Origin of the sequence: Frankia umida (assembly GCF_023242945.1) — a bacterium.
Taxonomy (GTDB): Bacteria; Actinomycetota; Actinomycetes; order Frankiales; family Frankiaceae; genus Frankia; species Frankia umida.
The window spans coordinates 1-5,615 of the sequence record NZ_JALKFT010000071.1 but is presented as its reverse complement, the minus strand read 5'-3'; the positions used below and the strand labels follow the sequence as shown (position 1 = coordinate 5,615).

Here is a 5,615-nt window from a genome sequence, read left to right as displayed (position 1 = left end):
CGCCTGCGACTTCGCCCGCAGCAAAGAAAAAGGGCCGGCGGCAAACAAGCCGACAGCCCACGGAACCCATCCACACCCGGAAACAGGTGTGGGGTTGCTCCGACAAGCGGAACAACCCCACAACCTGTATAAAGTCCGGCGGCGTCCTACTCTCCCACACGGTCCCCCATGCAGTACCATCGGCGCTGAAGAGCTTAGCTTCCGGGTTCGGAATGAGACCGGGCGTTTCCCCTTCGCCAAAACCACCGAAACACTTCTCACCGCACACCCAGCACACAACACTGGCCGTACAGTCAGAACCGCACAGTGGACGCGTAGCATCTTCGAAGACAAGCCCTCGGCCTATTAGTACCGGTCAGCTCCATGCGTCACCGCACTTCCACCTCCGGCCTATCAACCCGATCATCTAGTCGGGGGCCTTACCAGGCTACCCTGTGGGAGACCTCATCTCGAAGCAGGCTTCCCGCTTAGATGCTTTCAGCGGTTATCCCTTCCGAACGTAGCCAACCAGCCATGCTCTTGGCAGAACAACTGGCACACCAGAGGTTCGTCCGTCCCGGTCCTCTCGTACTAGGGACAGCCCTTCTCAAGTCTCCTGCGCGCGCGGCGGATAGGGACCGAACTGTCTCACGACGTTCTAAACCCAGCTCGCGTACCGCTTTAATGGGCGAACAGCCCAACCCTTGGGACCTACTCCAGCCCCAGGATGCGACGAGCCGACATCGAGGTGCCAAACCTTGCCGTCGATATGGACTCTTGGGCAAGATCAGCCTGTTATCCCCGGGGTACCTTTTATCCGTTGAGCGACGGCGCTTCCACAAGCCACCGCCGGATCACTAGTCCCTGCTTTCGCACCTGCTCGACATGTCTGTCTCACAGTCAAGCTCCCTTGTGCACTTGCACTCAACACCTGATTGCCAACCAGGCTGAGGGAACCTTTGGGCGCCTCCGTTACTCTTTAGGAGGCAACCGCCCCAGTTAAACTACCCACCAGACACTGTCCCTGATCCGGATCACGGACCGAGGTTAGACATCCAGTACGACCAGAGTGGTATTTCAACAGTGACTCCACCAGGACTGGCGTCCCAGCTTCACAGTCTCCCACCTATCCTACACAAGCCGAACCGAACACCAATATCAAGCTATAGTAAAGGTCCCGGGGTCTTTCCGTCCTGCCGCGCGTAACGAGCATCTTTACTCGTAGTGCAATTTCGCCGAGTCTGTGGTTGAGACAGTGGGAAAGTCGTTACGCCATTCGTGCAGGTCGGAACTTACCCGACAAGGAATTTCGCTACCTTAGGATGGTTATAGTTACCACCGCCGTTTACTGGCGCTTAAGTTCTGAGCTTCGCCCCGAAGAGCTAACCCGTCCCCTTAACGTTCCAGCACCGGGCAGGCGTCACTCCGTATACATCGTCTTACGACTTAGCACGGAGCTATGTTTTTAGTAAACAGTCGCTTTCCCCTGGTCTCTGCGGCCACTCCCCGCTACGGAAGCAAGTCCCTACACGGAGAACGGCCCCCCTTCTCCCGAAGTTACGGGGGCATTTTGCCGAGTTCCTTAACCACAGTTCACTCGAACGCCTTGGTATTCTCTACCTGACCACCTGTGTCGGTTTAGGGTACGGGCGGTCCTGACACTCGCTAGAGGCTTTTCTCGGCAGCATGGGATCATCCACTTCGCCACAATCGGCTCGGCATCAGGTCTCAGACACATGAAACGCGGATTTGCCTACGTTCCGTCCTACGCCCTTGCCCCAGGACAACCACCGCCTGGGATGGACTACCCTCCTGCGTCACCCCATCGCTTGCCTACTACCAGACGGGACCCCACCCTCCCACACACACCCCCTAAAGGATGCCTGCAATCAGATGGTTAGCACACCTGGCCTCAGCATGGACGCATCAACACCGGTACGGGAATATCAACCCGTTATCCATCGACTACGCCTGTCGGCCTCGCCTTAGGTCCCGACTCACCCTGGGCGGATTAGCCTGCCCCAGGAACCCTTGGTCATTCGGCGGACGGGTTTCTCACCCGTCATTCGCTACTCATGCCTGCATTCTCACTCGTATGGCATCCACGACTGGGTCACCCCGCCGCTTCACGCGCCACACGACGCTCCCCTACCCACGCACAAACCTGGACACCAAAAGATGCCGGGTACACTTGTGCATGCCGCAGCTTCGGCGGTGCGCTTGAGCCCCGCTACATTATCGGCGCGGAATCACTTGACCAGTGAGCTATTACGCACTCTTTCAAGGATGGCTGCTTCTAAGCCAACCTCCTGGTTGTCTGTGCGACTCCACATCCTTTTCCACTTAGCGCACGCTTAGGGGCCTTAGCTGGCGATCTGGGCTGTTTCCCTCTCGACTACGAAGCTTATCCCCCGCAGTCTCACTGCCGCACTTCACTTACCGGCATTCGGAGTTTGGCTGACTTCAGTAAGCTTGTGGGCCCCCTAGGCCATCCAGTGCTCTACCTCCGGCAAGAAACATGCGACGCTGCACCTAAATGCATTTCGGGGAGAACCAGCTATCACCGAGTTTGATTGGCCTTTCACCCCTACCCACAGCTCATCCCCCAGGTTTTCAACCCTGGTGGGTTCGGTCCTCCACACGGTCTTACCCGCGCTTCAACCTGGCCATGGGTAGATCACTCGGCTTCGGGTCTTGGACATGCGACTCAAACGCCCTATTCGGACTCGCTTTCGCTACGGCTACCCCACACGGGTTAACCTCGCCACACACCGCAAACTCGCAGGCTCATTCTTCAAAAGGCACGCGGTCACCAGACCGAAGTCCAGCTCCCACGGATTGTAGGCACACGGTTTCAGGTACTCTTTCACTCCCCTCCCGGGGTACTTTTCACCTTTCCCTCACGGTACTAGTCCGCTATCGGTCACCAGGGAGTATTTAGGCTTAGCGGGTGGTCCCGCCAGATTCACACGGAATTTCACGGGCTCCGTGCTACTTGGGAAAACGTTCAGGAGAAACAAGGTTTTCGACTACGGGGCTGTTACCCGCTATGGCGGCCCATTCACATGACCTTCGCCTAACCCAGTTTTTTCTGACTCCTCGAAAGAACGGCAGTCCTAACAGAACGCTCCCACAACCCCACAGCCGCAACGCCTGCCGGCTATCACACGACCATGGTTTAGCCTCATCCGCTTTCGCTCACCACTACTCGCGGAATCACTGTTGTTTTCTCTTCCTGCGGGTAATGAGATGTTTCACTTCCCCGCGTTCCCTCCACATGCCCTATGTGTTCAGGCAAGGGTGACAGGATTTAAAGCCCTGCCGGGTTTCCCCATTCGGAAATCCTCGGATCACAGCTCGGTTGGCAGCTCCCCGAGGCATATCGCAGCCTCCCACGTCCTTCATCGGCTCCTGGTGCCAAGGCATCCACCGTGCGCCCTTAATAACTTGGCCACAAAGATGCTCGCGTCCACTGTGCAGTTCTCAACGTACGGACAGCCCCAGCCGCACCCGTGAAGCCCACCCCCACACCGGAAGGCAGTCCTCCACCACGACCAGACCCGCAACCCCCACCAGCACACCAGCCCACCCGCACCCACCCATCACAGGCAGACACCAGCAGGCCAGCACACCAGCAGAGGGATCACACCAACCACGAGGAAGCACACGACTCCCTCAGGACCCAACAGCGTGCCACGACCCTCCCCCACCAACCCAGCCCCGTTCCACCCCACCCCCACCCCCTCCGAAGAAAGAGCAGACAGCAGGAGTACTAGACACCAGACCACCAGAAGACGATCATTGTCAGTGTTCCACACCCTATGAGCAACCAGACCGGCATGCACAGCCAGCCCTGGCCCTGGACCCCCCCACCCCCAACAGGACGGGAAGGCCAGACGCTCCTTAGAAAGGAGGTGATCCAGCCGCACCTTCCGGTACGGCTACCTTGTTACGACTTCGTCCCAATCGCCGGTCCCACCTTCGACGGCTCCCCCCACAAGGGTTGGGCCACCGGCTTCGGGTGTTACCGACTTTCGTGACGTGACGGGCGGTGTGTACAAGGCCCGGGAACGTATTCACCGCAGCATTGCTGATCTGCGATTACTAGCGACTCCGACTTCACGGGGTCGAGTTGCAGACCCCGATCCGAACTGAGACCGGCTTTTTGGGATTCGCTCCACCTCACGGCATCGCAGCCCTTTGTACCGGCCATTGTAGCATGTGTGCAGCCCAGGACGTAAGGGGCATGATGACTTGACGTCATCCCCACCTTCCTCCGAGTTGACCCCGGCAGTCTCCTATGAGTCCCCGACATGACTCGCTGGCAACATAGGACGAGGGTTGCGCTCGTTGCGGGACTTAACCCAACATCTCACGACACGAGCTGACGACAGCCATGCACCACCTGTGCAGGACCCTTACGGACCCCCCATCTCTGGAGGATTTCCCTGCATGTCAAACCCTGGTAAGGTTCTTCGCGTTGCATCGAATTAAGCCACATGCTCCGCCGCTTGTGCGGGCCCCCGTCAATTCCTTTGAGTTTTAGCCTTGCGGCCGTACTCCCCAGGCGGGGCGCTTAATGCGTTAGCTGCGGCACGGAGGCCGTGGAAGGTCCCCCACACCTAGCGCCCAACGTTTACGGCGTGGACTACCAGGGTATCTAATCCTGTTCGCTCCCCACGCTTTCGCTCCTTAGCGTCAGTTCCGGCCCAGAGACCCGCCTTCGCCACCGGTGTTCCTCCTGATATCTGCGCATTTCACCGCTACACCAGGAATTCCAGTCTCCCCTGCCGGACTCTAGCCTGCCCGTATCGACTGCAGGCCCGGGGTTGAGCCCCGGGTTTTCACAGCCGACGTGACAGGCCGCCTACGAGCTCTTTACGCCCAATAATTCCGGACAACGCTTGCACCCTACGTATTACCGCGGCTGCTGGCACGTAGTTGGCCGGTGCTTCTTCTGCAGGTACCGTCACTTTCGCTTCGTCCCTGCTGAAAGAGGTTTACAACCCGAAGGCCGTCATCCCTCACGCGGCGTCGCTGCGTCAGGCTTTCGCCCATTGCGCAATATTCCCCACTGCTGCCTCCCGTAGGAGTCTGGGCCGTGTCTCAGTCCCAGTGTGGCCGGTCGCCCTCTCAGGCCGGCTACCCGTCGTCGCCTTGGTAGGCCGTCACCCCACCAACAAGCTGATAGGCCGCGGGCCCATCCCGAGCCGATAAATCTTTCCACACCACCAGATGCCCGGCAATGTCATATCCGGCATTAGCCCCGGTTTCCCGAGGTTATTCCAGAGCTCGGGGCAGGTTGCCCACGTGTTACTCACCCGTTCGCCGCTAGGAGCCGAAGCCCCTCGCTCGACTTGCATGTGTTAAGCACGCCGCCAGCGTTCGTCCTGAGCCAGGATCAAACTCTCCATCAATGCATGAAGAAACCAGGCCATCACAGCCCAGTAGACCCCGACATCACCACCACAACCCCAAAGAGCCATGACAGTGTGTCCAAAGGAATTTCCCCCACAACCCCAACCAGCCACACCCCACCACAAAGCAGGACACAACCAGCCAGAGCCATGAAAAAGGGGGCAGTACATATTGGCACTGACAATCGGCACGCTGTTGAGTTCTCAAGGAGCAGGCGC

General features: G+C 58.6%; 3 rRNA genes. All 3 read right to left on the bottom strand.

What is annotated here, in order from left to right:
• Positions 1-133 precede the first annotated feature (133 nt).
• The 3 genes from rrf to MXD59_RS25655 all read right to left on the bottom strand — a co-directional run bounded on the left by rrf (position 134) and on the right by MXD59_RS25655 (position 5,396).
• Positions 134-250, bottom strand: a 5S ribosomal RNA gene (gene rrf, locus MXD59_RS25665).
• A 75-nt stretch (positions 251-325) separates the two neighbouring features.
• Positions 326-3,432, bottom strand: a 23S ribosomal RNA gene (locus tag MXD59_RS25660).
• A 454-nt stretch (positions 3,433-3,886) separates the two neighbouring features.
• A 16S ribosomal RNA gene (locus MXD59_RS25655) occupies positions 3,887-5,396 on the bottom strand.
• The 16S, 23S and 5S rRNA genes sit together here, the layout of an rRNA operon.
• Positions 5,397-5,615: the final 219 nt, after the last annotated feature.